Raw genomic sequence first — 24,066 nt, 5'->3', positions numbered from 1 at the left:
CCTCGTCGCCCCCCACACCCCCCGCCCCCTCCACCCCCCGGGCCACGGCGAGTGCCCCGCCCCGCCGGTCCCACACGTCCGGTTAGGCCGGGCAGGGCCGGCTTTCGTCTGCACCCGTCGACCGCTCAGACCCTCGTCAGGCGAACCGATGGTGTAGCGGGCTACACCACCGGTTCGGGAGTGGCCTCCCTCGAAGCGGAGCGCCCGCCGCGGAATCGTTGGACCCGGGCGATCACCGCCCCTCCACTCCCTCCGCTCCCGAGGAATCCACCATGAAGTCCCTTTTCTCATCGGTCGTGCTCTGGCTCCTGTTCGTGGCAGGACTTGCCGCCGGCGCGGCCTCCGGGCTCCTTCTCGACGGCACACAGAAGAGCGTGGCCACGTACGCCGGTATCGCCGTCGCCCTCCTGACGGGCACGCGCATCGCACAGAAGCCGAAGATCAAGGCGTTCCTGTCAACGCGGCCGGTGCTCTGGTTCCTGTTCCTGTTCAACGGCTCCGTCGCGGCGATCTGCTACTTCGCCGTCGACGGCGTGCAGGGGATCATGGCCGCCGTCTCCATGGGCCTGGTGTCGCTGGGCGCGGGCGGCGGCCTCCTCGCCGCCGGCAGGAAGGCCGTACGCGCCCGGGCTTGACGCCGAGGCCGGCGGCGCGTCGATCTCGTCCCCGGCATGGGCGATGAAGTCGTCGACGAGCCGATGGAAGAGGGCGGCGAGCCGGTGCCGGTCCTCGGACGTCCAGTGGGCCACAGCCTGCTCGATCCCCCGATGGCTCGCCTCCCACATCCGTTGGGCGGCGTCCAGGCCGGCGTCGGTGAGCCGGATGCGCTGGGCGCGGCGGTCGTCCGGATCCGTGAAGCGGTCCACGTAACCGGCCTTCTCCAGCTGGCGCAGCTGGCCCGCATCCTACGAGCCCGGCCGGACAAGGCCGAGCAGATCGTCACCGAGCTCACCGCCACCACGTCCTCGGCCATACGTGAACTCAAGGCCACCGTGGGTCTGTTGCGTCAGGCGGGCGATGCGGACGAACCCGGCGAGCCCGCGCCCGGACTCGCACAACTCGCGGAACTGACCGCGTCGTTCCGGAGAGCCGGGCTCATGGTCCACGTCATCGCCGAGGGAGAACCTCAACCCCTCTCCCCCGGGGCGGATCTGACCGCGTACCGCATCGTGCAGGAGGCGCTGACCAACGTCACCAAGCATGCGGCCACTCCCTCGGCCGAACTGCGGCTCGGTTACTCCCGTGACCGGCTGGCGATCAGCATCAGCAACGACGGAGCCGCGGATCGGTCCTTCCTCCCCACCCCGGGCAGCGGTTACGGCCTGATCGGAATGCGTGAACGCGCCCACTCCGTCGGCGGCCGTCTGCGGCGGCCGTCTGCGGGCGGGCCCACTCCCCCACGGCCGTTTCCAAGTCGTCGCCGAACTGCCGTTGCTTCCTCATATGTCCGTTCACGCCGCGGCCATATGACGCAACCCTCATGCCCAACTGTCGCGGGTGCCGGTGTCAACTGCATGCCTGAGCAGCCATGCAGCCTTGCAGTCGTCACGCGGGGCCTTCCAGGGCGGGCACGCCGTCGAGTGACCGCATGGCCCTGTCCGAAGGCGTGCCCGAAACCGCCACGACGGCGAGGATGACCGCGTTCCCACGCCGACGGCGGCGGAGCAGGCGTACCGGATCGTGCAACAGGCCGACTCCGTGCGTGCCGGAATGAACGCAGCGCGGTGGGGATCCGTGCCGGTGGAATGGCTGTCGCACGGCAGCCGGGCGGGGAGCAGTACCCCGTACCGGCTGCCGCGCGAGGACGGCGTGACGCGCCGGACGGGGACCGTCAGGACCCGGTGATTGCGATGTGCCGGGGCTTGGCGGCCTGTGCCTTGGGCACCGTGACGGTCAGCACGCCGTCGCTGAGGGTTGCATTGACGTCGTCGGTCTTGACATCGGTGGGAAGGAGGGCGTCGTACTCGAAGTGCCCCGTGCGGCGGGTGCTGCGGCGCAGTACGCCTTCACGCTCCCTTTCCTTGTACTCCCCGGTGATGTGCACTTCCCGCTCGCTCATCTCTATGTCGATGTCGTCTCCCTTGACGCCGGGCAGTTCTGCCTCGATCACGTAGGCGTCATCGGTCTCCCGCATGTCCGCAGCGGGGGACCAGGCCCGTGCGGCCGGAGCGGTGGCAGCGGTTTCCAGCAGCCGGTTCATACGCTCAAACAGTTCGTCGAACTCGGCAGCGACCGGTTCACCCCATCCGAAGGTGGGGAACGCCCTTCCCAGCAGGCTCCCCGGCCGGTGTCGTACGGGCAGTGTCATCGCGGTTCACCTCCGCGAGGTCCGTCATTCCATTTTCCATGGTCCGCCTCCCGGCCCGACCAGGCGACTCCTCCGCCAAGGCCGGGCCGTTCAGGCCGCTCCTGCGGCCGCCCGGACGCCGCGGCCGCAGGGATACGCCTTGCCCAGGCTGCTCGGCTCGGTCAGCCGACGCGTCGCCACCCACGCCCACTGTCCGGTCGTCATCGTCCGGACCACACACTGACCCGGCCCGCTCGGCGAGGAGGCCGCCGGTACTACGCCCGGCATCCGACAGATGGCCGGCCCGCAGCGACGTACCTGCTCGCCGGGCCCGCCGTGGCAGGGGCCGATCCGGCCTCGCCCCGATCCGCGTCCTGGCCGACAGCCATGTACTGGATCTTGGCCACCCGGGTATCAAGAAGACGGTGGACTTGTTTGCCACGCGCGGGCCTGATGGTGGCCGGCACGAGGCGGAAAGCCGGAAGGTGCAGGAAACGGGAGCGGCCCGTGAACCGCTGGCTGCGGCTGACGTTGCTGGGTGTGGGAGCGATGAACTCGCCCCGGTTCGCCCCCGCCGGCCTGCTGCTGCGCTACGCCGGGCACCGTGCGGCCTTCGACGGCGGCCCCGGGGCCGAGCCGCCGCTCGGTCGGCTCGACGCCTGGCTGGTCAGCGACGAGCAGTCGGAGCTGCGGTCCCCCTTGCGCAGGCTCGCGGCCGCGCACGGTGTCCAGGTGCGCGCCGGGGACCTGGAGCTCGGTGCCGTGCGGGTGCGGTGCCGGCAGGTGGCGCACACCTCGCATCCCGCCTACGGCTACCGCATCGAGGCACAGGGCCTGGCAGTGGTGTGGGCGCCGGAGTTCTGGGAGTTCCCGGAGTGGGCTGCGGGGGCCGACCTGATGTTCGCCGAGGCCGCGGGGTGGAACCGGCCGTTACGGTTCCGTGGCGGCGTGGGCGGCCACGCGAGCGTCGGCACGGTCGGCGAGCAGGCCGAACGGCATGGTGTGCGGCGGCTGGTCTACGCGCACATCGGGCGGCCCACCCTGCGGGCGATCGATGCCGGGGCGAAGCCCCAGGTGGGGGAATGGGGCATCGAGGGTCGCACGTACTCCTTGCAGCTACCGGCCGTAAAAGACCCGCGATGACGGGACGACCGGGGCCGGATCAGGGGTACGCGGCGGTGAGGAACCTGGAACGCGGACCGCGAACCCGCGGACCCGCGGACCCGCCGGGGAACAAGATGACGCCGATGATCTTCCAGCTGGTGCCCGGTACACGGCCGTACATGACGTGCCGCAGCACACGGGCTGTCCCCTCGCCGTGGGCCCGTCGGCCCGACGAGACGGGGGACGTCGGCACGTTCACACAGCAGGAGGCCGCGATGGAACTCGTCGAGGAACGTCCTTGCCGCTTCCGTATCGAGCCGCACGGTGACATGCGGGTGCCCGGGGTGGTGTTCGCCTCCCGGGAGCTGCTGGCGGATGCGGAGCAGTCGCTGCGGCAGGTGGTCAACGTGGCCACCCTGCCCGGGATCGTAGGCGCCTCCTACGCCATGCCTGACGTTCACTGGGGCTACGGCTTCCCCATCGGCGGCGTGGCGGCGACCGCGGTGGACGAGGGCGGTGTGGTTTCGCCCGGCGGCGTCGGCTTCGACATCTCGTGCGGGGTGCGGCTGCTCGCCGCCGACTGCGACCGGCGGGAGATCGAGCGGACGCTGCCCGCGGTGATGGACGGCCTGGCCCGGGTGATCCCGCGTGGGGCGGGCCCCGGCGGCGTATGGAAGACGATCGGGCCGGGAGAGCTGGAGCGGATCCTGCGGGGCGGCTCCCGGTACGCGGTGGAGCAGGGGCACGGTGAGGAGCGCGATCTTACGCGGTGCGAGGACGGCGGAAGGGTCGCCGACGCGGATGTGACGCAGGTGAGCGGGCGGGCACGGGAGCGGGGCCTGGGTCAGGTGGGCAGCCTGGGATCCGCCAATCACTTCCTGGAGGTGCAGCAGGTCGCCGAGGTGTACGACGAGCCGGTCGCCGCCGCCTTCGGGCTCGCCGTCGGCCAGGTGTGCGTGATGATCCACTGTGGGTCGCGCGGCCTGGGCCACCAGATCTGTACCGATCACGTGAGGGCCATGGACCGGGCCATGACCCGGTACGGCATCACCGTGCCCGACCGGCAGCTGGCCTGCACCCCGGTCGACTCGCCGGAGGGCAGGGACTACCTGGGCGCGATGGCCGCCGCCGCCAATTACGGCCGTGCCAACCGTCAGCTGCTGTCCGACGCGGCCCGCCGTATCTTTCGCCGCGAGGCGGGCACCCGGCTGTCCCTGGTGTACGACGTGTCCCACAACCTCGCCAAGATCGAGACGCACATGGTGGACGGGAGGCGGTGCCGGCTGTGCGTGCACCGCAAGGGCGCCACGCGGGCCTTCCCGCCCGGGCATCCCGAACTCCCCGAGGACATAAGGGAGTTCGGCCAGCCGATATTGATTCCAGGCACCATGGGGACGGCCTCGTACCTGCTGACCGGGGTGACTGGCGGCGACGCGTTCTACTCCACCTGCCACGGGGCCGGCCGGGTGATGAGCCGCCACGCGGCCGCCCGCGCGATCACGGGCCAGGAACTGCGGGCGCGCCTGGAACGGGAGGGCATCGCGGTGCGCCCGAAGTCGTTGCGCAGCCTGGCTGAGGAGACCCCGGAGGCGTACAAGGACGTGAGCGCGGTGGTCGCGGCGAGCGAGGGCGCGGGGCTGTGCCGCACGGTGGCCCGGCTGGTGCCGCTCGGCGTGGTCAAGGGCTGACTCCCCGCCCGCCGCATACGTCACTCACCACACGTCACACGTCACACGTCAACGGTCACTGCGCACGACCAGCCGTAGGGGCCGGGCCCGATGTGCAGCCCGTGCCACGAGATGCCTTTCGGGACGGCGCCGATGATCTCCAAGTCAGCGAGGTCGGCGACCCCCAGCCGCAGATCGAGACCGCCGTCCGTGGTGTCCGCCTCCACGTCCACGGGCACCTGACCGTGCACCTCGAGGCGGTAGACGACCTCGTCCAGCAGCATGACCAGCAGTTCCTCGTCACTCGCCTCCGCCAGCCGCATCCGCTGCACTGCCGTGGGCCGCACCCCGGACACGTCGGCGAGGGACCCCACCAGCCCCAGTACCGCCTCCACCAGGCACTGCTCCCGGCTCACCCCCCACGCCTCGATCCGCAGATCGGCCGTGTGCGGCACCAACCGGTGGCCGCTTGTGCCCTGCCGCCGCGCGGTCCTGTCGTCGTCCATGTCGCCGACCATGCCGACCGTGTTCCCGCGCCGCCGTGACACATGCGCAACTCGGGCAGTGCCGACTCCGCAGCCGCCCGAGGTCCGCGGTCACGGCGAGGCGGCGGGCCGGGCGGTTACTCGGCCGGGGAGATCAGGCCGTAATGGCCGTCGTAGCGGTGGTACAGGACGTTTCCCCGTCCGGTGGTTTCGTCGGCGAAGAACACGAACGGGAATCCGGTGGTATCGAGCCGCTGCTTCGCCTCGGCCACGTTCATCTCGGGGGCAGGGAGGTCGCTGACAGTGAGCGGCACAGCCACGGGGCCGACCAGGTCGGGGTGGGGGTGCACCTGGGCGAGGCGGTAGCCCGTCGGGCCGGACCGGTACAGCACGCTGTCCTCGCCTGTGCCGATGTCGGTGAACAGGTGGAAGCCGTAGTCCATCATCTCCAGCTCGAAGGCCGCCTCGTCAGGTGACTCGCGGGCCAGGGAGAAGGATTTGTGGCCCACGACCTGGCGTTCCTCTGCCGGACGCGGGAAGTAGTCGGGGCGGTGGGTGGGCTCGCTGCCGTGCCGCCACTCGTGCTCGGGCGGCCCGGGCGTCTTGCCGCGTCGGGCCTCCCAGTGCTCCTCCAGTCGCCGCAGCCGTGCAGCGAGCCGGTCCTGCAGCAGGTCGACGGCCTCGGTCACGGTGTCGGCGGCGACGCGTGCGCGGGCGAGACGCCCGTTGACGTCCACATTGGCCTGGGCGATCGCCGGTCGTGCCATGGCGGGGTTGGTCATCTGCGTCAGCTTGACGCGGACGAACAGGACCGGCTTCCTCGTCCGGCCGATGAGTGCCCGCAGCTTCTCCTGCGCGTACTCGATCACGCCCGGCGGCATCTGTCCCTGGGTCTCCACTTGGATCTCAGGAGCCTGTGGTGGCGTCGATCGCTTCATGACAGCCTCCTTGCACCTGGATGTGTCACCTTCCACACTTATCGCCCACAGGCCCTGCGCGCACGGCCGGAGCCCCGTCCCCGGCAGACCAGCCCCGGATCCACTCCGCGGTCACCGCCGTCATACGCGAGCGCGGCTCGCCCGGGCATCTGGAGGCGGCGCGGGAACAACTCCCGCACGGCATCCGCGTTCTGCTCCTCCAGCGGACTGCCTGACAGGGGCCGCCGCCCTCATCAGCATGACATTGGGGACCACCGGCCCTGGAAGCGACCGGGCGCAGAAGGAGCACAGTGGAAGGTGGGGGCGAACCGTCGTCCGCTGCGCGATGCGCGGGCAGGAAGGAGCTGTGACGATGACCGCCCAGCACAGTACGGTCAGCGAAGTGATGACACGCGATGTCGTCACCGTCTTGCCGGACACCCCGTTCAAGGAGATCACCTCCGTTCTGTCCAGCCACGGCATCAGCGCCGTGCCCGTGGCCGACGAGCGTGGTGCGCCGATGGGGCTGGTGTCCGAAGCCGACCTGCTCCGCAAGCAGGCCGAACAGCCGGCCGGTGGACAGGGGGCTCCGCCCGGATGGCCCCGCGAGAAGGCCAAGGCACGCGCGGAGAACGCCGCCGGGCTGATGACCACCCCCGTCGTCACCGCCCACGCCGACTGGACGGTCGCCCAGGCGGCCCGTGCGATGGACCGCCACCGGGTCAAGCGGCTGCTGGTCGTGGACGAGACCGACCGCATCATCGGCATCGTCAGCCGCTCGGACCTGCTCCACGTCTACTTGCGCCCGGACGAGGAGATCCGCGTGGAGATACGTGACGATGTGCTGAAAGGGATGCTGCGGCTGGGCGGAGACGAGGTACAGGTCCAGGTCCACGACGGTGTCGTCACCCTGCGCGGCGAGGTCGAGAACCACAGCACCGCCGAGATCGCCGAACGGCTCGCCGGCGGCGTGGAGGGCGTGGTCACGGTCAGGCCGATGATCGACTACACCATCGACGACACGGCCGCCGGGGACCGACCGCAGCCGGGCACCGGGACCATCGACCCCCGACGCCGTCCCATGTAGAGCACGGTTCCGCATGGTCCCGTGCAGGGCACGGTTCCTCCAGGAGGCCGGGCGCGTCGCGGCCACGCGTGCGTCGGCATGTCGCGCGTGGCACGTTGGGTACGGCACGACTGTGAGGGAAGGGCGGCGATCATGCGAGCTCACCTCGGCGATCAACTCGTCATCGAAAGCCCGGCGACCGGCGCCACCAGGCGCGACGGCGAGATCGTCGGACTTCACCATGCGGATGGAACGCCTCCCTACGACGTGCGCTGGTCGGACACGGGCGAGGTGACCCTCCTGTTCCCCGGGCCCGACGCGCACGTCCGTCACGTCGCGCACGAGCCAGTGAGTACGCACGAGCCTTCCCGGCCGCCGGGTGTGGTCGAGGCGGGTGCGGTGCCCGGCGCGGCTTCGCTCGGCGGAGTACCCAACCCTGGCGACATCGGCCGACGCGTGGCCGCCGAACGCAAGCGACAGGGCCTGAGCCGGGAAGAGACTGCCCGCCGCGCCGCAATGGCGCCGGACTACCTCGCATACCTTGAAGAGCAGCCGGCCGATCCGAGCCTGGCGACTCTCATCCGCCTGGCGACGGCGCTGGGCACCAGCGTCGCGGCCCTGCGTGGGGGCGGCATCGATCTGCCGCCGGGCCAGGGTCACGCACTCCTGCACCCTGAGCTGCGGCACCTTGGCCCCGACGAATGCCGCAGCCTCCTTTCCACACACGGTGTGGGGCGCATCGCGGTGTCGACTCCCGATGGTCCGGCGGTCGTCCCGGTGAACTACGAGGTCATCGACGGCGCGATCGCCTACCGGACGGCGCCCGACTCCGTGCCCGCGGCGGCCGTGGGAGCGGAGGTCGCCTTCGAGGTCGACCACATGGACGAGGCCATGAGCCAGGGCTGGAGCGTGCTCGTCGTCGGCTCCGCGCGGATTGTCACGGAGCCCGACGTCGTGCGGCGGCTGACCGAGCATGCCCACACCGAGCCATGGGCGGGCGGCGCACGTGAGATGTGGGTGTCGATCCAGCCCAGGCGCCTCACGGGTCGCCGTATCCAGCCGGCCGATCAGTGAATAGCTCGGCCTGGCTCTCCCCCGGTGCCGCATTCCACGACCAGGACCCCGCGACGACCAGGCCCTGGTCGCAGGCCCGCCAGTCGCTTCAGTTCCGGTCGAAGCAGCGCTCCAGCTCGTTCAGGTCGTAGAAGTAACTGCCCCTGGCGACCGGCTCGCAGGAGGGCTTGAACGCGGTCTCCTTCTCGTTGTAGAGCATCCGCACCAGGTACTTCGTGCCCCGTGGCGACGTCCTGGCGTACAGGTCCCACTGGATGTTCGCCGCCATCGGGGCGACCGTCGCTCCACGCCAGGGGTTGTTCCGGTACGTGTACGGATCGGCCGGGTCCGCCTGCTTGGTGCTGCCGGGCAGGCCGAGCAGTACGGCGAGCGGCTCGATCTCCTCGGCGTGGGTGAAGCGGAGCACGGCGCCCTTGTCACTGGTGCCGCCGGCCTTCGCCCGAACCTGCGCGAACAGGTCGTCCAGCAGGACGCCGGCCATCTTGTAGGTGATGGTGCGGCCCTTGAAGGCGGGGCCCTTCTGGTAGAACTCCTCGGCGTCGTCGAGGTACGCGAACCACTTGGCGTCCCGGGCCGGGAGGAAGGCGTCGAGGTCCACGTCGGGTGCCTCGACGCGCAGGTCGGCGGACGCGCTGTAGAGCTCGTACAGGGAGCGGGAGAACGAGATCCGGTCGTCGGCGGACATCGCCGTCACGAAGGCCGGAGTGAACAGGCGGGATACGACGTTCCGGGCCGCCTTCGCGGTCTCGGGCCGCCCGTCGATCTCGGCGAGCACCGCGGCGAGTTCCGGGTCGCTCGCCAGGTACGCCTGGTAGTCGGCGTTCTGCGGCTGCTTGTGGAAGTACAGCAGGTTCTTGTTGGTGACCGGGGCCTGGATGCGCGGGGCCAGCGCCGGGTCGCCCTCGGTCAGTCCGCCGGTGAAGGCCTTCGCGCTCGCCACGGCGCGGGCCACGCCCGACGTTTCGACCTCGATGGGCTCGTCCTTGGCGGCGATGTCCGCGAACAGGGACGGCAGACGACGCTCCATGCGCAGGGCTGTCTGCCGCTGTTCCTGGGCGCCGAGGCCGGAGAGGTTGCCGTAGCCGATCGACGAGCCCGCGGCGAGCAGCGCCTCGACCTGCGGCGCGAGTTGCTTGCCGAGGGCGGTCAGCGCGCCCTGCTGCTGAGCGCTGTTGAGCACCGCGAGGACCGCGTCGCCGTCGCCGCTGTCCGACATGGCGCGTGAGCCGTGCCGGGCGACGTTCTCGGTGAAGACAGGGGCGAAGCCCTTGGGTAAGGGCTGGTAGTCGGCAAGGCGCTCCTGCGGTGCGTAGGGCGTCTTGGTCGTGTAGTAGTGCCGGACGTCGGCGTGTGCGGCGTCGGCCTGCGCCGGGAGGGCGGCGGAGGCCGACGCCAGGGTCACGGCCAGGACGGCTCCGGACAGGAAGGCACGTTTCATGCCGGGGTCCTTTCGGGGCTCTGTGGCGCGGGCGGTCACTTGACGTTGATCGTCACGCTCGCCGTGCTGGTCGCGGCAGGGAGGCGGGTGGTGTCGACGGCCAGGTACTCGCCGTCGTCCTGAGTGCCGTTCGGGAGGACCTTGGCATACAGGGAGTAGGGCGGGGTGGGGGTCGAGTCGGAGACGCCGTCGACACCGAAGTCGCTGTCGTTGCTGACGACGATGGTGCGGCCGCCGTCCGTCGTGGCGACGCCCTCGATCTTGTCGTGGCCGAAGAAGCCGCCGGTCGGGTCGAGGCCACTGACCAGGCTACCGAGGTCGAGGTCGAGGCGCTTGGCGACCGGGGTGATGCCTGCGGACTGCAGGGCGGCCGTGGCGGTCGCGGTGTTGCCGGCGCCCACGTAGCCCTCGATCGTCTGCCGGTCCGAGCCGACGAGCAGCCCGCCCTTGGCCGCGTCGTACGCGGCGCCCGGCACCGTCGACGAGGGGCCGATATCCGTGGCGCCCGAGATGTCGATGGCGAACAGCTTCTTGTAGGCGCCCGGTTCGACCTTCCCGTCCCGTTCGTCGACGAGGAAGCGGGTACTGCTCAGGGCGGTGATCTCGCTGACCGCGCCGCTGTTCGTCTTGGGGTCGTCGAGCAGGTACACGTACTCGTGCGTGGCGTGGGTGCGCAGGTCGTAGGTGACGATGCGCAGCGTGGTGACGTTCTTGACCTTGACGCTGCTCGGCAGGTCGGGCTGCTGGAGCGCGGACTGCATGATGCCGACGAGCGTGCGGCCGTCGGGGGTCACGGTCAGCCCTTCCATGCCCTTGTTGGGCACGCGCTTGGCCAGCTCGGCGGGGAGCGAGCCGTCGAAGGGCGAGAGCAGCTCGATGGCCCGGCCGTCGCGGCCGAAGTGCGTGATGTAGGGCCCGTACTCGTCCGACACCCAGAAGGTGCCGTCGCGCATGGCCACCAGGCCCTCGGAGTCGTAACCGTACGGGGAGTGCGGCAGCGCGGTGCCGTTCAGGTCGACGAGGTTCTCGCCGGTGCTCGCCTGGGAGTTGACGAGCCCGTTGTACGGGGTGCCGTCGGCGGCGCGCAGCGGGATCGTCCGCTCCAGTACGGCCTTGGTGCCTCGCAGCCGGAACTTTCCGATCGCGGGGTCGAAGTCCGGCAGCGGCAGCACCTTGCCGCCGTTCGGCGCGTCGACGTTCGGGCCCCGGTCGGTGAGGCCGTAGAACTCGTCCTTCGAGCCGGGCACCGGGTACAGAGACGAACCGTACGCCCCGGCCGTGACCGGCACCCCGCCGATGACGGCGAGGGGCTTGAGGTGGGTCTGGTACAGCCGTACGGCGTCGCTGATCGTGTAGGTGAAGGTGTCGGTGCCGTGGTAGCCGGCGTCGGGTGTGTAGCTGAACGAACCGTCCTGCTTGAGGGCGAGCGTGCCGTGGGCGGTCTTCGTGTGCGCAACGAGAGTCGTCGGGCTGCCGGAGTCGTCGGCCAGTACGCCATGCCGCGATCCGATGGTCAGCGTCCGCCCGGCGTGCGCGGTGTAGGCGTCGTCGCGTGCCTGGAGCTTCGGCGTCCCGGCGCCGGCCGGTCCGGTGCCGACCAGGGACAGGACAACGGCCGTGGCGGCCGCGGTCACGATTCCCAGACGGTTCATCAGATCCCCTCCTCGTCGCGCGTCACCATGGCGCGCGACCGGAAGTCTGATCACCACGAATGGCCAAGGGGCATCCGGAAGGTACAGCAGTGGTAAAGCGTGCCGAGCCTCAGCGGGCCGGTCGGCCTACCGGCGCCGCCCTACCGGTCATGCAGCCGACGATGACGAGCAACTCAGGCCCGGTGAAGTCCGCCGGCCCATATGATCGGGGCTGATCTACGCGTCCGGGGGGACGGATGGCATTCGAGATAGACCTGCCGGTCGGCGAGGACGCCGAGGCCGCACGGCTTGCCGCCGATCTCACCGAACTCGACAACGAACGCTTCCTGCGGGCAGTGCTCCGTGACCCGGCGAGCTTCCAACACCGCAGTACCGACCGCCTCGTCGGCCGGTCCAGTGACGGTCCGGAGATCACCGAACCCACTTCGAGCCTCCTGCTGCGTGCCATCCACCTGTGCTTCGCAGCCCACTTGCCGCTGAGCCTCTCGCCCGACCTCCTCTGGTACGCCGTCGTACACGAGGTGGCCGTCCACGTCCGCCTGAACTCGGGCACATACGCAGGGCTGTTCACCGATACGCCCGGACACCGGCAGACCATCGCTGTCCGCGACGACCTGGCCCCACTGGATTGGGAGCGCTCGATCAACCTGGTGCAGCAACCTCTCCGCGACCGCATCGGCGCCGAGGTGGCAGACCTTTTCCAGCCCGCGTTCTCGACCACCACCCGCGCCGACGCCACAGCCGCCTTGGTGACGCTGATGGACGTGGTCAGCCCGTACTACCGTTTCCGTTGGCAGACGCTCTGCGGCATTCCGCGGATCCGGCTGGAGGGCACGGACCGGGACTGGCGCCTGCTGGCGGCCCGGGTGCGTGAGCTGGCGGGGTGGTTCGAAGACCTGCGGCCGTGGTTCACCGCGCTGCACCCGGTGCTGGATGCGATCAGCGCGACGGCCTCGGGATGGGGTACAGACCACGCATTCTGGTGCTCGCTCTACAAGTGGGAGTCGCTCTCCGGCGGCGACCGGGTCACGGGCTGGATCAACGCGTTCTTCGCCCACCGCTACACCGACGACGGTCCTTCTCCCAAGCAGTCGTTCGGCCCAGGCAGTACTGCGGAAGAGCACTTCCCCTCCCATGTGTCCCGCGTCCCGTTCCGCTGGGAGACCCCCGCCGGCACATTCGACATGGCCTTCCTCGGCGGCGTGCTCGGCATCGAGCGCGACGGCGCATGGATCCGGCCCCAACTCGGCCACGCCGTGGTCGAGCTCCTCCCTGCCACCGAGCGCCGGGACGAGCGCTTGCCCGAGCCCTGGTCCCTGGCAGATGTCCGGCGCGTCACCGGCTGCCCGGAAGCCCGGCTGCTCGACGCACCAGGCAGTGTCACCCTCGACGGCGAACCCCTCGAGGCCACCTGCGCGATCGACCTGGAAGGGCTCTGTGTGGTCCGGGCCGTCGACGGCGACTGGTACCTGGGTGACCTGGTCTCCGATGCCGGTGACATCCGCTGCTGGGAAACCCGCGGCCCAGACCTCGGCAATGCCCTGCGGGCGCTCTGAACAAGGTGATCAGCGGTCGGAGCCGACACCGCCGAGGGGCGCGGCAGGTCGGACAGCACGTCTCGCCGTTCCGGCCCGCCACATACGGCCTGCAACCGGTGCGGGCGGCGGGCAGGGCGAGGCCGCCCGCAACGGGGCATCAGGCGGCCTCGGCCGGCCCGTGCAGACCATCCTCGTGAGCGGGGGCAACAGCGGAATCGGCCTGCGGGCGACGCGGGAGTTCCTCGCTCGCGGCCACCGCCTCGTCCTCCTCGGCCGCGATCGGCGCAAGGGCGAGGCGGCGGTCGCCTCCTTCGGCGACGCGGCCGACCGGGCCTCGTTCCTCTCCGTCGACCTGTCGACACACGACGGTGTCCGGGACGCCGCCCGGCGCGTCCTCGCGGAACACGACCGCATCGACGCGCTCCTGCACTCGACGGGGGTCCTCACCTTCAAGGAACTGCGCACGGCGGACGGACTCCATCCGTTCTTCTCGGTCAACTACCTGAGCCGCTACCACCTCACGCAACTGCTGCTGCCCGCGCTGCGCCGCGCCGGAAGCGCCCGCGTCGTCATGATGACCGCGAGCATCCCCCCTTCCACACAGGCCGACTTCGAGCGGTTCCCTACGTTCGAACCGTTCAACTTCCGGCACGGCAGGGAGGCGATCCAACTCGCCAACCACCATTACGCCGCCCACCTCGCCCATACCGAACCGGCCATCCTCGCCGGGGTGGTCAACGCGGGCGCCGCGAAGACAGACATCCTCCGGATGTCCCCGTGGTACATGCGAGCAATGGCCAAGGTCGCGGGCCCGTTCTTCTTCGACTCCATCGACAAGAGCGCTCACAACGTCGTCGAAGCAATCCTTCGCCAGGACTGGCTCACGGCGACGTACTGGCCCGAACCCGGAAGTTTCGAGGAGCGCATGCCGATAGCCCTCGATGAATCGACCACGCATCTCCTCATGGCCGGTTCCCGGGACGTCACGGGCGCATGAGGCCGACTGCGCGGATCCCCCAAGGGGCAGCCGGGCGTGCTGCTCGGCTGCCTTCCCCCTTCTTGTGCTGCTCAGTGCCCGGTGGGGTGGCCCACCAGGTCGCCGGGGTCGGTGTTGGCCCCGCACAGGATGACGCAGACCTTCTCGCCGCTGCCGGGCCGGTAGCCGGAGGTGAGCGCGGCCAGCGCGGTGGCGGCGCCGTGCTCGACAGCCACCTTGCGGTGATCCCATAGCGCCTGGCGGGCCCGGACGATCTCCGCGTCCGGCACCAGCACGGAGTGCACACCGTCCTGTTGCGCGGAGTGCAAAGCCATGGCAGAGGCGCGGCGGGCCCCGAGGGAGTCGGCGGCGATGGAATCCACGGTGACGTCGATGGGGCGGCCTGCCTGCAGGGCGGCGTTCAGCGCACGGCAGTTCTGCGGTTCGACGGCCACGGTTCGGATGCCGTGATGCCGGGCGGCGGCGGCCACCCCGGCAAACAGTCCGCCGCCGCCGACCGCGACCACCACGGTGTCCAGGCCCGGGATCTGCTGGTGGATCTCCTCCAGCAGCGTGCCGGCCCCGGCCGCGATCAGCGGGTGGTCGTAGGCGTGCGAGGGGAGCGCGCCGGTGGCGGCGGCGAAGTCCTCGCATGCGGCCAGTGCCTGCGCATACTCCGTCCCGGTCAGCCGCACGTCGGCGCCGTAGGAGCGGAGCTTGGTGACCTTGACCTGCGGCGCGTTGGCGGGCAGGAAGACGGTGGCCCGCACATCCTGCTGCTGGGCGGCCCAGGCGCAGGCCAGGCCGGCGTTGCCGCCGGAGGCGATCGTCACCCCGGCGTCGGGAAGAGTGCCGGCGTCGAGGTGGGCCTGGAGGAAGTTCTGCGCGCCGCGGGCCTTGAACGATCCGGTGTGCTGCATGAACTCCAGGGCCAGCCACACCTCGCAGGGCTGCTCGGGAGGGTCGTCCAGGGGGTCGTGGCGCCCGGTGCGGATCGCGCCGGAGTCGAGGGGTGCGAGGGTGACAGGGCGGATGCGTCCGGTGATCCGGTCGGTGGCGGCCTTGATGTCGCCGTACGTGAGCTGGTGCACGGTGCTGCTCCTGCGGTGAGAGGGCGGTTACGACCAGGCGATGAGTTGGCCGGTGGTGGTCGGGCCGAGGGTGCTGTTCGTCGCCGGGTCCCAGCGGGCCGTCGAGACGGCGGTCCGGGCATAAACCCGGCCCGCTGCCAGGCGACCACAGCGACCGGGACGGGCAGCTGGACGGTCGAGCGCCGTGGCAGCGGGCATGTCGCCTCCGTGCGGGGCCATGGGCCCAGCGTAGCGGTACGGTGTACCGTACGCTGACCCGTATGCCTAGGCAATCCGCTCCCCTGGATCTCGCGACACCCGACCGCATCGCCGAAACGGCCCTGCTGATCGTGGACAGGGACGGGCCCGCCGCACTCAGCTTCCGCACCCTGGCCGCCGCGCTGGACATCGCCGTCTCCTCGCTCCAGCGCCGCTGCACGGACCTGGCCGGGCTGCTCGACCTGGTCACCGACCATCTCGCCGCCCGCCTGCCCGACATCCCGCCCGGCACCGACTGGGCCACCGCCACCGCGGCCCGGTTCACCGCCCTGTACAAGCTGCTGACGGCCCACCCGGGGCTCGTAGCCCTGCGCGGCAGCCGCCCCTGGCTCGGCCCGCAACTGCTGGGGCGCCTGGTGGAGCCGCAGCTCGCCGACTCGATCGCGGCCGGCATGACCCCCGAGGAAGCCATCACGGCCTACCGGCGGATGTACCTGCTCACCCTCGGCAGCGCAAGCTTCGTCGACCATCGCGACCCCAAGGCCGCCCAGGCCGCCACCCGAACGGCACTGGCAGCGCTCGACCCCGAGGAATTCCCGGTACTGACCGGGCACTTCGCCACGATCCTCCCCGCCACCGTCGACCACGAGGTCTACTACGGGGCACTGCGCCAGCTCATCCACGCCGCCGACCCGGCACGCGCCGCCGCCGAAGGGGAGCCAAGGTGACTGCCCGAGCCGCTACCCGGTGCTGCAGCACGGCTTGGAACCCCTGTGCAATCAGCCGGCGCCCGAAGTCCGTCTCCCTGCAGAGGGCGGGGCGACGCGGAGACGGACCGTACGCGTCCGGCCGGGCCGGACGCCCTGGCTCAGCCGAACTGGCCGACCTGGTAACTGCCGGCCGGCTGCTGGTTGATGATGTTGATGCGGTTGTAGCTGTTGATGACGGCGATGAGGGAGATCAGCGCGACGAGCTGGTCCTCATCGAAGTGCTTGGCGGCGTTCGCCCAAGCCTCGTCCGTGACCCCACCGGCCGCGTCCGCGACCCGGGTGCCCTGCTCGGCCAGCTCCAGCGCGGCGCGCTCGGCCTCGGTGAAGACCGTTGCCTCCCGCCAGGCGGCAACCAGGCTGAGCCGCACCGAGGTCTCCCCGGCGTGGGCCGCGTCCTTGGTGTGCATGTCGGTGCAGAAGCCGCATCCGTTGATCTGGCTGGCACGGATCTCCACCAGACGCTGAACAGTGGCCGGCAGCGTCGAGTCCGACAGTACCTTGCTGGCTGAGTAGAGGTGCTTCAGCACCTTGGTCGCAAGGGAATTGCCGTAGTAGTCGAGACGCGAATCCATGGGTTCTCCTAGCAGAGTTGCCGTTACGCACTACTGACCGGACAGCCCGGCAAGGTGTGACACCAATGCCTGTGTGATGGCCTCCGCGACGATGTCATCGCCGTACCACCCCGGCGGGGGTGGCGGGTCCCGAGACCATGGCAACGGCTACCGCCCGCGCGAACGCCGCCGCAGTCACGCATCGTCCGACGCAGGGCCGGGAGCAGGTGCGCAGCGGGAACGCGAGTCAAGGAACGCGGCGACCTTGCTCGGGTTGAACACCCACATCACCTTGTAGATGCCTTCCTTCGAGGCGGCTGTCGTCAGGAACGTCGCGGGCTCACCATCCCGGTAGATCATCACGCCCGTACGGCCGTTGGCGTCGACCGGCCTGAGGTCCACGCCCTGCCAGAACGGCGGATAGGCAGTCGCCAGATGGGCCACGCGTGCACGGCCCAGCACAGGTATACGAGCGACACCCCGCATACCGTTGCCGTCGGACAGACTGACGGCATCAGGCGTGAGAAGGGCTTCCAACGAGGCCACATCCCCCGTTTGAGCTGCTGAGACGAAGGCGTTCAGAAGGCGTCGGTGCTCCGCCGCGTCCACGCTCTCCCGATGCTCGTCCGACAGATGCTTGCGAGCACGGCTTACGATCTTCCGCACATTGACAATGCTGAGTTGAAGGATTTCGGCGATCTCGGAGTAGGCGTAGTCGAACGCCTCACGCAGGACGTATGCGGCGCGCTCGACGGGGTTCAGTTTCTCCAGCACCAGCAGCAGAGCCAGCTCCAGGGCCTCCGCGCGCTGCGCGCCCACCTCCGGATCCGAGCTGGTGTCGATGGGCTCGGGCAACCACGGCCCGATATAGGTCTCCCGACGCACACGCGCCGATTGAGCGACGTTGATCGCCAAGCGGGTCGTGGCGCTCGACAGGAAGGCCACCGGGCTGACCACCGCGGAGCGGTCTGCCTTCTGCCAGCGCAGCCACACCTCCTGGACCACGTCCTCAGCCTCGACCACGCTGCCGAGCACCCGGTAGGCGATTCCGAACAGACGTGCCCGGTGCTGCACAAAGACAGAGACAGCCTCTTCAAGGTCACCTGTTGTGACGGACGGTTCGGGATGCATGATCCTCCGGTCTCCGTTTCTCCGCTTACGGCCGTCCAGTGGCGGGATCACGCGGCTACCGCGTGGTTGCGGACGGCTTTGACCCGCGGTCCCAGGACGCTCTCCTGGAGGCCGAGGTGCTGCCGGGCATGATGCACTGCATGGCTTGTTCGGGTGGTGCGGGAGATGTGGTCGCTGAAAGTCACGACTGCTCCTCTGCCGGCCGCTCCCGCATCGCCACCGGCCATCATCTCGGGCGTCACGTCCGTCAGGTGCACAGGACGGCGACCTCACGGCCTCGCGGCGTGCAGGATCGCGGCCGATGCGACGATCCGGTCGAGCAGGAACAGCGCCGCGACGCAGAGCGCGATCCATGTCGACAGCACCACGATGCCGCTGGTCAGTCCGTCGTGGTGGAAGTAGGCGATCCCGTCCAGTGCGCGGACGCCGACGCCCGCAGGCATCACCGAGGCAAGTGGTTTCAGCCAACCGGGCAGAAAGTCGGGCGGCAGCACCCCACCGCTGGTGGCGTTCCCCATGATCAACATAAAGATCGACGCCAGCGGAACTCCGACCGGGCCGAAGACCCGGATCAGGAGCACAGTGGCGGCCGCTACGGCCCCCGCCATCAGCACCACCAGTCCCGCGATGCCCAGGAAGGGACCGGGTACGGCGCCGAAGGCCGTACTCGCGATGAGTGCTGTCGCCAGCCCGCCGACGACCGCGAACAGCGCCAGACTGCCTACGCGCTGCCCGAAGGAGAGTCGCGGTGCCACTTGATAGGTCATCTGGCCGAAGAGGAAACCTGCCAGCACCAGGCCGAATGACGCGTAGAAGACCGAAAGCCCGCGGCTGTCTCCCCGCGAGAGGGGAAGGATGTCGATCACGGGCAGCTTCTGCTCCGCCGTGTGACAGCCGGGTGCACACAGACTGCCGAGGGGCGCCACCAGTGCGGACACCGCGGGGCCGTTCGCACCCGCGTACACGATCATGGGCGCACCGCCGTCGGCAAGCAGCGCGGCATACGCGTGGCGGTGCTCAACCGCCCAGCGGGCCGAGGCGTTGTCCGGGTATCGGTCGACCTGGAAACCGTCCGGCGCGACGCGCTGCAGCCGGACGTCGAAGAGTGCCGCGGTCTTGTCGGATGCGGCAACAGCGACCGGCAGGCGGTGTGCCTGGGGCGTATGGAAGGCGGCAAGGAAAACACTGACGAAGACCAGGCCGATCGTCAGCACGGTGATCACGGGCTTGACCACCGCCTGCGAACCGGTCAGCCCCGGGCGCTCGGGTGGAGCGTCCGTCTGCGGACCTGGCTGGTGACGGTGTCGCGCCGGCCCCGGGTTGGCGCCGGGGAGATGACCTTGACCTGTGGACACGGTGCTGGACATGGTTCCTCGATCTTCACTATATAAGGTAACTTATATAAGTTAACAGATACGTGGAGGCGGCAGTGAAGGTGAAGGATCCCGGCGAGCGCGTCGGCTATCTGATCTGGCAGCTCTCGCAGGCATACGCGCAGCGCATGGAGCAGGCGCTACGCCCACTCAAGCTGACCCAGGCGCAGTTCAGCGCCCTCGTTCGGTTGAGCCTGGACGGGACGTTGTCCAGTGCCGAACTGGCCCGCCGCTGCGGCGTCACCGCCCAGTCCATGGGCACAGCGCTGCGGGATCTGGTGGAGCGTGGGCTGGTCGAACGGCGGGCCCATCCCACGCACGGAAAGATCGTCGAGATGTCCGTCACGGCCGCGGGCGTGGAATTGGCACAGCGGGGCGAAGCCGCTGTCGAACCGTGCGAGCAGGAGGCCCTGGAGCCGTTTCTGCCCCAGGAACGGGAACAGGTGCGCGCCCACCTCCAGCGCATGCTCGGCACCCTCAACCCCCGAGCGCTCGGACCGGCCGGTGACCTGCTGCACGACGGAACGTAAGGAACGCCACTGGCGGCTGCCGCCGGCACCGCGGCCCGCCCGGTGCCCGGCACGACGGCGGACGCCAAAGCACGGCGGGACTCCGGCCCGGCCGACCGCGGCCACGCTCGTCGAGACGGTGGCGGCCACCAGGGCTCTGGGCCGGTGGATCGAGGAAAGATCTCCTGTGGATGCCTCGAGGGGGACCGGGGTCAGGTCAGTGGTGTCCGACGGCAACGGTGACGAACTCCCGCACCGCGGCCGCGTACAGGTCCGGGCGCAGCACTGCGAGGACACAGGCCGCCGCGGCCGCGGTCAGCCACCACAACTCCCTGCGGCCGTTCGGCGGACGGCTCACCGGACCAGCTCCGCAGCCTTTGTGGCCTTGCCGAGCAGCCACTCCAGCGGCCCGCGCCGGAAGAAGCGGGACCAGAGCGTCGCGAACACGGTGGCGGCGACGATGAAGCCGAGAAGGACGTGCAGCGGGGAGCCGGGCAGCTCCTCGATGGCGAGGAGCTGGATGCCGACGACGTGGAAGACGTACGCGGTCAGGGACATCGACCCGATCACGATGACCGGGCGGGCGAAGCGGTGGAAGCGCGGGAAGGCGTCGACCGCGGCGAGGCAGGCCGTCAGGACCGCGATCGCCACGCCGGTGTTGGCCAGGATCGAGAGGGTCGTCTCACTGTGCGGCGAGGCCACCAGAAGCTCGGCCGGGGTGCTGCCGTCGGGGTAGCCCCAGTTGTCGGACCACCAGGCCGACGCGGCTGATCCTCCCTCGCCCCGGCCGCCGGTGCTCAGCTTCGACAGGGCGCCGGGGACCAGGTGCAGGGCCAGCCAGGAGCCGCCGTATCCGAGCACCGCGAGGGAGAGGCCGGTGATCGCGAGGCGTGTGCGGACGACGGTGGCGGCCAGGTCGAGGCGGGCCACCGCCATACCGGCGATGACGAAGGGGATCCAGCTCAGGGCCGGGTAGCTGCCCGTGAAGAGGAGCGAGACGATGCCGTCGGCGTCCTCGGGCCAGGCCCAGATACCGTCGACGTCGGCTGCGGGGAGCGCGTGCTGGACGACGTACAGGACCTGGGGCAGTACCAGGGCACTGGCTGCGGCGATGATGGCCAGCGGGCGGGCGCTGAGCCGGTACAGCGGCAGGACGAGCAGGAAGTACAGGCCGTAGAAGGCGAGGATCACCTCGACCGGGGTGTCGCTCAAGGTCAGCGCGGTGCCCAGCACCAGCAGGACGAGCGCGCGGATCACCACCTTGGCCACCGCCTGACGGCCCGCCCGGCCCGTCTTCGGGATACGGCGGCCGGTGATCAGCATGATCGAGAAACCCGCCAGGAAGGCGAAGAGCGCGGAGGAGCGGCCGTGCGCCAGTTCCATGAGGTGCCCGGTGACGCCGCCCTGCGACGGGTCGGGGCCGACGTGGGCCGCGTACATCCCGAAGACAGCGAGGCCCCGGGCCAGGTCCACGCCTATGAGGCGGCCGACCGGGACCGGTCCGGTCTCGGGAGCCTTGGACAGGTTGTCCTCCGCGGCCCCGGACGGGGCGCTGACCGGGGTCGTGACCGCCGTGTCGCGTGCGTTGTGGGTCATATTTCCAGGCTGGAGATCAACCCGAGCCCGGAGTATCCGGCGACTGTCCGGTCCTACCCCGCCACCCGGCGGGTAGGGCCCTACGGGATGTGTCGCCTGGTACTTGATGAGCGCGCCGGCGACCATGAGGATCACGGTCAGTAGCGCGTCCACACGACCGACCGCCAGAGCGGAGCGCCAGGTCCGGCCCGATGCGCGGGCGGCGGACAGACCTCCGGCGAAGAGCAGGGCAATGGTGAAGCCGAAGGGCACGTACTCGACGGCCGCGGAGCGTCACCAGCACCGGCCCGCACCGAGCAGCAACACCATCGTGGGCAGGATGGCCACGACGAGGGGGCGCCGTACTGCGTGAGCGCGGCGGCCATCGAGGCCGGCCAGTACGGCCCCGTACGCACCTTCGAACAACGCGTTCGGCTGTGTCGCGACACGTCCGAGGGCACGGGAGACGGGCATGAGGAGCTTCCTGGGGACTGGGGTCCGGCCCGGAGCGACCCATATCTCCCAGGACAGCCCGTGCGATCCCGACGGCACCGTCCCTCGCCCTGCCGGAACCACCTCGTCCATGGGTCCCGGGCTCCCCCCGTCCGGCTGGAACCCTCCCCCCGACTGGCGGGAACGTCCCGCCACCCCGCCTCGGACGGCGTAACCCGATCTACGGTCGGAACGGTGACAATCAACATCGACGTGCGGCCGGAGCCGTACGCACAGGGACGGCGAGGCGGGACGCACGTGATCCGGGTCATGGTGGTGGACGACGAGGCGCTGGTGCGCTCCGGCTTCAAACTCATCCTGAGCGCGGCCGACGACATCGAGGTCGTCGCGACCACAGCCGGCGCGGAGGCGGTCGACACCGTACGGAAGGCAGGCCCCGATGTCGTGCTCCTCGACATCCGGATGCCGGACGTGGACGGGCTGACCGTGCTGCGGCAGCTGCGCGCCCTGCCGGAACCGCCGGTGGTGGCGATGCTGACGACCTTCGACGCCGACGAGTACATCCTCACCGCGCTGAGCTCCGGCGCGGCCGGGTTCCTGCTCAAGGACACCGAGCCCGACCAGCTCGCCCAGCTCGTTCGCACCCTGGCTGCGGGCGGGGTCGTGATGTCACCGAAGGCGTCCCGCGCCGTCTGGCAGAGTCATCCCGGCGCGGCGGCCGTCGACGACGAGGAGGCCACCCGGGTCGGCCGGCTCACCGAGCGCGAGCGCGAGGTCCTCGTGCTGATCGCGGAGGGGCTGTCCAACGCCGAGATCGGTACGCGGATCCACCTCAGCGCGGGCACCGTCAAGGATCACGTCAGCGCGATCCTGACCAAGCTGCGGGTCGGCAGCAGAGTGCAGGCGGCGCTGCTGGCGCAGCGAGCGGGACTGCTCGACGAAGGACAGCGGCGCTCGGAGTCCGAGCGATGACAGCGCCCAGGGCATGGTGGGCGCGGATCCCCGATCCGGCCGTCGACGCCGTGGTCGTCGCGGTCGCCGTCGTGGACGTCCTGCTCAGCCTGGAGGACGCCGGCCCCGTCGCGCAGGCCACGGCCGCGCTCGCCTGCGCCGCGCTCGCCGTGCGACGGCGCTTCCCGCTCCCGGTGTTCCTGCTCACCCTTCCCGCCAGCCTCATGCTGGACATTGTGTTCGCCCCGTTCGCCGCCCTGTTCACGCTGGCCGAACGCTCCCGCAACCGCCGCCTGCTCGTCGTGTGCGCCGTCATGTTCGCTCTGGTCTCCGCCGTCCCCTGGCCGCCGAACAACCTCACTCCGCACGACCGCACCTGGACCCTGGTCTACTTCTTCTACACCCTCGCCACCGCCGCCGCCCCGGTTCTGCTGGGCCAACTCGTCCAGGCTCGCCGGGACCTGGCCCGCCGACTCGTCGAGATCGAAGAAGCGCGCGAGCACGAACGCCTCCTGCACTCCCAGGCCGTCCTCGCTCGCGAACGCGCCCAGCTCGCCCGCGAGATGCACGATGTCGTCTCCCACCAGGTCAGCCTGATCGCCGTACAAGCCGGCGCCCTCCAAGTCGCCGCCACCGAACCCGACTTCAAAGAAGGCGCCCGCACCATCCGTTCCCTCAGCGTCGACACCCTCGACGAACTGCGCCACATGGTCACATTGCTGCGGGCCTCCGGGGGCCGGGCCACCGAGCTCACCCCTCAACCCACCCTGGCCCACCTGCACAAGCTCGTGACGACCAGCGGCATCGACGCCGAACTGACCGGCGAACTCCCGCCGGAGGTCAGCACCACCGCACAACGCACCGTCTATCGCACCGTCCAGGAAGCCCTCACCAACGTCCGCAAACACGCGCCCGGCGCCTCCGCGACCGTTCGGCTCTGGCGCGCCGACGACTGCGCCGCCTTCGGCGTGACCGTCACGAACACACCGCCCACCCGCCCCTCGCTGCCTCTTCCCGGTTCCCATCAGGGCCTGATCGGCCTCAAGGAACGGGCCGAACTCCTGGGCGGCACCTTCGAGTCCGGGCCCACCGCCGACGGCGGCTACACAGTGAACCTCCGCATCCCGAACCGCACTGACTGACGGCCGAAGCTGTTCCGATCGGCACCTGCGCGCCGTGCCGCTGGGCAACTGAAAGTCAGCAGCATGTCAGCACGGGAATGCGGGGGCAGTTCGGAATCGGAGATTGCCGGCGCTTCGC

27 protein-coding genes are annotated in these 24,066 nt (G+C 70.2%); 12 read left to right on the top strand and 15 right to left on the bottom strand.

Going from position 1 to position 24,066, the window contains the following annotated elements; genetic code table 11:
* Nucleotides 1-272 precede the first annotated feature (272 nt).
* Entirely contained in the window at nucleotides 273-635 is a 363-nt protein-coding gene (locus ABT186_RS00725; RefSeq protein ID WP_351222296.1) for a hypothetical protein, read from the top strand.
* A 270-nt stretch (nucleotides 636-905) separates the two neighbouring features.
* On the opposite strand, the gene ABT186_RS00720 is transcribed toward ABT186_RS00725, so the two are convergent.
* Both ABT186_RS00720 and ABT186_RS00715 read right to left on the bottom strand, forming a co-directional pair.
* Nucleotides 906-1,202, bottom strand: a complete 297-nt coding sequence (locus tag ABT186_RS00720; protein ID WP_351222298.1) for a hypothetical protein — start codon at nucleotides 1,200-1,202, stop codon at nucleotides 906-908.
* A gap of 629 nt (nucleotides 1,203-1,831) precedes the next feature.
* Nucleotides 1,832-2,308 carry an Hsp20/alpha crystallin family protein gene (locus tag ABT186_RS00715; RefSeq protein ID WP_351222300.1) on the bottom strand — a complete coding sequence of 159 codons (477 nt, stop codon included), beginning with the start codon at nucleotides 2,306-2,308 and terminating at the stop codon, nucleotides 1,832-1,834.
* Between ABT186_RS00715 and ABT186_RS00710 the strand changes: the two genes are divergently transcribed.
* The 3 genes from ABT186_RS00710 (at nucleotide 2,253) to ABT186_RS00700 (ending at nucleotide 5,079) form a co-directional block, all read left to right on the top strand.
* Complete coding sequence (locus ABT186_RS00710; protein ID WP_351222301.1) at nucleotides 2,253-2,531, top strand: universal stress protein; 279 nt, start codon at nucleotides 2,253-2,255, stop codon at nucleotides 2,529-2,531. The genes ABT186_RS00715 and ABT186_RS00710 overlap by 56 nt on opposite strands.
* Nucleotides 2,532-2,794: 263 nt before the next feature.
* A complete protein-coding gene (locus ABT186_RS00705) occupies nucleotides 2,795-3,430 on the top strand; it encodes an MBL fold metallo-hydrolase (RefSeq protein ID WP_351922771.1) in 636 nt (211 codons plus the stop codon).
* A gap of 104 nt (nucleotides 3,431-3,534) precedes the next feature.
* On the top strand, nucleotides 3,535-5,079 hold the full coding sequence (locus ABT186_RS00700) for an RtcB family protein (protein WP_502973119.1): 1,545 nt from the start codon (nucleotides 3,535-3,537) through the stop codon (nucleotides 5,077-5,079).
* A 41-nt stretch (nucleotides 5,080-5,120) separates the two neighbouring features.
* On the opposite strand, the gene ABT186_RS00695 is transcribed toward ABT186_RS00700, so the two are convergent.
* Nucleotides 5,121-5,576, bottom strand: coding sequence for an archease (locus ABT186_RS00695; RefSeq protein ID WP_351222307.1), 456 nt, complete (start codon nucleotides 5,574-5,576; stop codon nucleotides 5,121-5,123).
* 104 nt (nucleotides 5,577-5,680) lie between these two features.
* A complete protein-coding gene (locus ABT186_RS00690; protein ID WP_351222309.1) occupies nucleotides 5,681-6,481 on the bottom strand; it encodes a ribosome hibernation promotion factor in 801 nt (266 codons plus the stop codon).
* A 352-nt stretch (nucleotides 6,482-6,833) separates the two neighbouring features.
* Here ABT186_RS00690 and ABT186_RS00685 point away from each other — a divergent pair, with 352 nt between their 5' ends.
* Complete coding sequence (locus ABT186_RS00685) at nucleotides 6,834-7,547, top strand: CBS domain-containing protein (protein ID WP_351222311.1); 714 nt, start codon at nucleotides 6,834-6,836, stop codon at nucleotides 7,545-7,547.
* Between the two features lie 132 nt (nucleotides 7,548-7,679).
* Nucleotides 7,680-8,600 carry a DUF1918 domain-containing protein gene (locus ABT186_RS00680; RefSeq protein WP_351222313.1) on the top strand — a complete coding sequence of 307 codons (921 nt, stop codon included), beginning with the start codon at nucleotides 7,680-7,682 and terminating at the stop codon, nucleotides 8,598-8,600.
* An 88-nt stretch (nucleotides 8,601-8,688) separates the two neighbouring features.
* On the opposite strand, the gene ABT186_RS00675 is transcribed toward ABT186_RS00680, so the two are convergent.
* Nucleotides 8,689-10,038 carry a histidine-type phosphatase gene (locus ABT186_RS00675; protein WP_351922769.1) on the bottom strand — a complete coding sequence of 450 codons (1,350 nt, stop codon included), beginning with the start codon at nucleotides 10,036-10,038 and terminating at the stop codon, nucleotides 8,689-8,691.
* 35 nt (nucleotides 10,039-10,073) lie between these two features.
* Nucleotides 10,074-11,690 (bottom strand): esterase-like activity of phytase family protein, encoded by a 1,617-nt coding sequence (locus ABT186_RS00670; protein WP_351922767.1) that lies wholly within the window; start codon nucleotides 11,688-11,690, stop codon nucleotides 10,074-10,076.
* 236 nt (nucleotides 11,691-11,926) lie between these two features.
* On the opposite strand from ABT186_RS00670, the gene ABT186_RS00665 reads away from it, so the two are divergent.
* Both ABT186_RS00665 and ABT186_RS00660 read left to right on the top strand, forming a co-directional pair.
* Nucleotides 11,927-13,246 carry a DUF4419 domain-containing protein gene (locus tag ABT186_RS00665; protein ID WP_351234805.1) on the top strand — a complete coding sequence of 440 codons (1,320 nt, stop codon included), beginning with the start codon at nucleotides 11,927-11,929 and terminating at the stop codon, nucleotides 13,244-13,246.
* A 160-nt stretch (nucleotides 13,247-13,406) separates the two neighbouring features.
* On the top strand, nucleotides 13,407-14,225 hold the full coding sequence (locus tag ABT186_RS00660) for an SDR family NAD(P)-dependent oxidoreductase (protein ID WP_351234803.1): 819 nt from the start codon (nucleotides 13,407-13,409) through the stop codon (nucleotides 14,223-14,225).
* Between the two features lie 71 nt (nucleotides 14,226-14,296).
* On the opposite strand, the gene ABT186_RS00655 is transcribed toward ABT186_RS00660, so the two are convergent.
* Both ABT186_RS00655 and ABT186_RS00650 read right to left on the bottom strand, forming a co-directional pair.
* Nucleotides 14,297-15,295 carry a threonine/serine dehydratase gene (locus ABT186_RS00655; RefSeq protein ID WP_351234801.1) on the bottom strand — a complete coding sequence of 333 codons (999 nt, stop codon included), beginning with the start codon at nucleotides 15,293-15,295 and terminating at the stop codon, nucleotides 14,297-14,299.
* A gap of 27 nt (nucleotides 15,296-15,322) precedes the next feature.
* Nucleotides 15,323-15,514, bottom strand: coding sequence for a hypothetical protein (locus ABT186_RS00650; RefSeq protein WP_351922765.1), 192 nt, complete (start codon nucleotides 15,512-15,514; stop codon nucleotides 15,323-15,325).
* 41 nt (nucleotides 15,515-15,555) lie between these two features.
* Between ABT186_RS00650 and ABT186_RS00645 the strand changes: the two genes are divergently transcribed.
* Entirely contained in the window at nucleotides 15,556-16,221 is a 666-nt protein-coding gene (locus tag ABT186_RS00645; RefSeq protein WP_351234799.1) for a TetR/AcrR family transcriptional regulator C-terminal domain-containing protein, read from the top strand.
* 140 nt (nucleotides 16,222-16,361) lie between these two features.
* On the opposite strand, the gene ABT186_RS00640 is transcribed toward ABT186_RS00645, so the two are convergent.
* From ABT186_RS00640 to ABT186_RS00625, 4 genes are all read right to left on the bottom strand, one after another.
* On the bottom strand, nucleotides 16,362-16,835 hold the full coding sequence (locus tag ABT186_RS00640) for a carboxymuconolactone decarboxylase family protein (protein WP_351234797.1): 474 nt from the start codon (nucleotides 16,833-16,835) through the stop codon (nucleotides 16,362-16,364).
* A 174-nt stretch (nucleotides 16,836-17,009) separates the two neighbouring features.
* The gene (locus ABT186_RS00635) at nucleotides 17,010-17,945 is read right to left on the bottom strand and encodes an RNA polymerase sigma-70 factor (protein WP_351234795.1); all 936 of its coding nucleotides are present in this window, start codon (nucleotides 17,943-17,945) and stop codon (nucleotides 17,010-17,012) included.
* 47 nt (nucleotides 17,946-17,992) lie between these two features.
* The gene (locus ABT186_RS00630; protein WP_351922763.1) at nucleotides 17,993-18,130 is read right to left on the bottom strand and encodes a hypothetical protein; all 138 of its coding nucleotides are present in this window, start codon (nucleotides 18,128-18,130) and stop codon (nucleotides 17,993-17,995) included.
* 84 nt (nucleotides 18,131-18,214) lie between these two features.
* Nucleotides 18,215-19,168: an ABC-2 transporter permease gene (locus ABT186_RS00625; protein ID WP_351922761.1), complete on the bottom strand. Its 954-nt coding sequence runs from the start codon at nucleotides 19,166-19,168 to the stop codon at nucleotides 18,215-18,217.
* 206 nt (nucleotides 19,169-19,374) lie between these two features.
* On the opposite strand from ABT186_RS00625, the gene ABT186_RS00620 reads away from it, so the two are divergent.
* Complete coding sequence (locus ABT186_RS00620; RefSeq protein ID WP_351922759.1) at nucleotides 19,375-19,848, top strand: MarR family winged helix-turn-helix transcriptional regulator; 474 nt, start codon at nucleotides 19,375-19,377, stop codon at nucleotides 19,846-19,848.
* A gap of 196 nt (nucleotides 19,849-20,044) precedes the next feature.
* Here the strand turns inward: ABT186_RS00620 and ABT186_RS00615 are convergent, their stop codons facing one another.
* The 3 genes from ABT186_RS00615 to ABT186_RS00605 form a co-directional block, all read right to left on the bottom strand.
* Complete coding sequence (locus ABT186_RS00615; RefSeq protein ID WP_351234789.1) at nucleotides 20,045-20,185, bottom strand: hypothetical protein; 141 nt, start codon at nucleotides 20,183-20,185, stop codon at nucleotides 20,045-20,047.
* Nucleotides 20,182-21,423 carry a DUF418 domain-containing protein gene (locus tag ABT186_RS00610; protein ID WP_351234787.1) on the bottom strand — a complete coding sequence of 414 codons (1,242 nt, stop codon included), beginning with the start codon at nucleotides 21,421-21,423 and terminating at the stop codon, nucleotides 20,182-20,184. The genes ABT186_RS00615 and ABT186_RS00610 overlap by 4 nt, the downstream gene beginning before the upstream one ends.
* A gap of 273 nt (nucleotides 21,424-21,696) precedes the next feature.
* On the bottom strand, nucleotides 21,697-21,876 hold the full coding sequence (locus ABT186_RS00605; protein ID WP_351234785.1) for a hypothetical protein: 180 nt from the start codon (nucleotides 21,874-21,876) through the stop codon (nucleotides 21,697-21,699).
* A gap of 288 nt (nucleotides 21,877-22,164) precedes the next feature.
* On the opposite strand from ABT186_RS00605, the gene ABT186_RS00600 reads away from it, so the two are divergent.
* Nucleotides 22,165-22,827, top strand: coding sequence for a response regulator (locus ABT186_RS00600; RefSeq protein ID WP_351234811.1), 663 nt, complete (start codon nucleotides 22,165-22,167; stop codon nucleotides 22,825-22,827).
* A complete protein-coding gene (locus ABT186_RS00595) occupies nucleotides 22,824-23,948 on the top strand; it encodes a sensor histidine kinase (protein ID WP_351234783.1) in 1,125 nt (374 codons plus the stop codon). Before ABT186_RS00600 ends, ABT186_RS00595 begins: the two co-directional genes overlap by 4 nt.
* Nucleotides 23,949-24,066: the final 118 nt, after the last annotated feature.

The sequence above is a fragment of the Streptomyces sp. NPDC001634 genome, from assembly GCF_040298185.1.
In the GTDB taxonomy this organism is placed as follows: domain Bacteria; phylum Actinomycetota; class Actinomycetes; order Streptomycetales; family Streptomycetaceae; genus Streptomyces.
The sequence above is the reverse complement of the archived record's forward strand: the minus strand, read 5'-3'. Positions and strand labels throughout refer to the sequence as shown.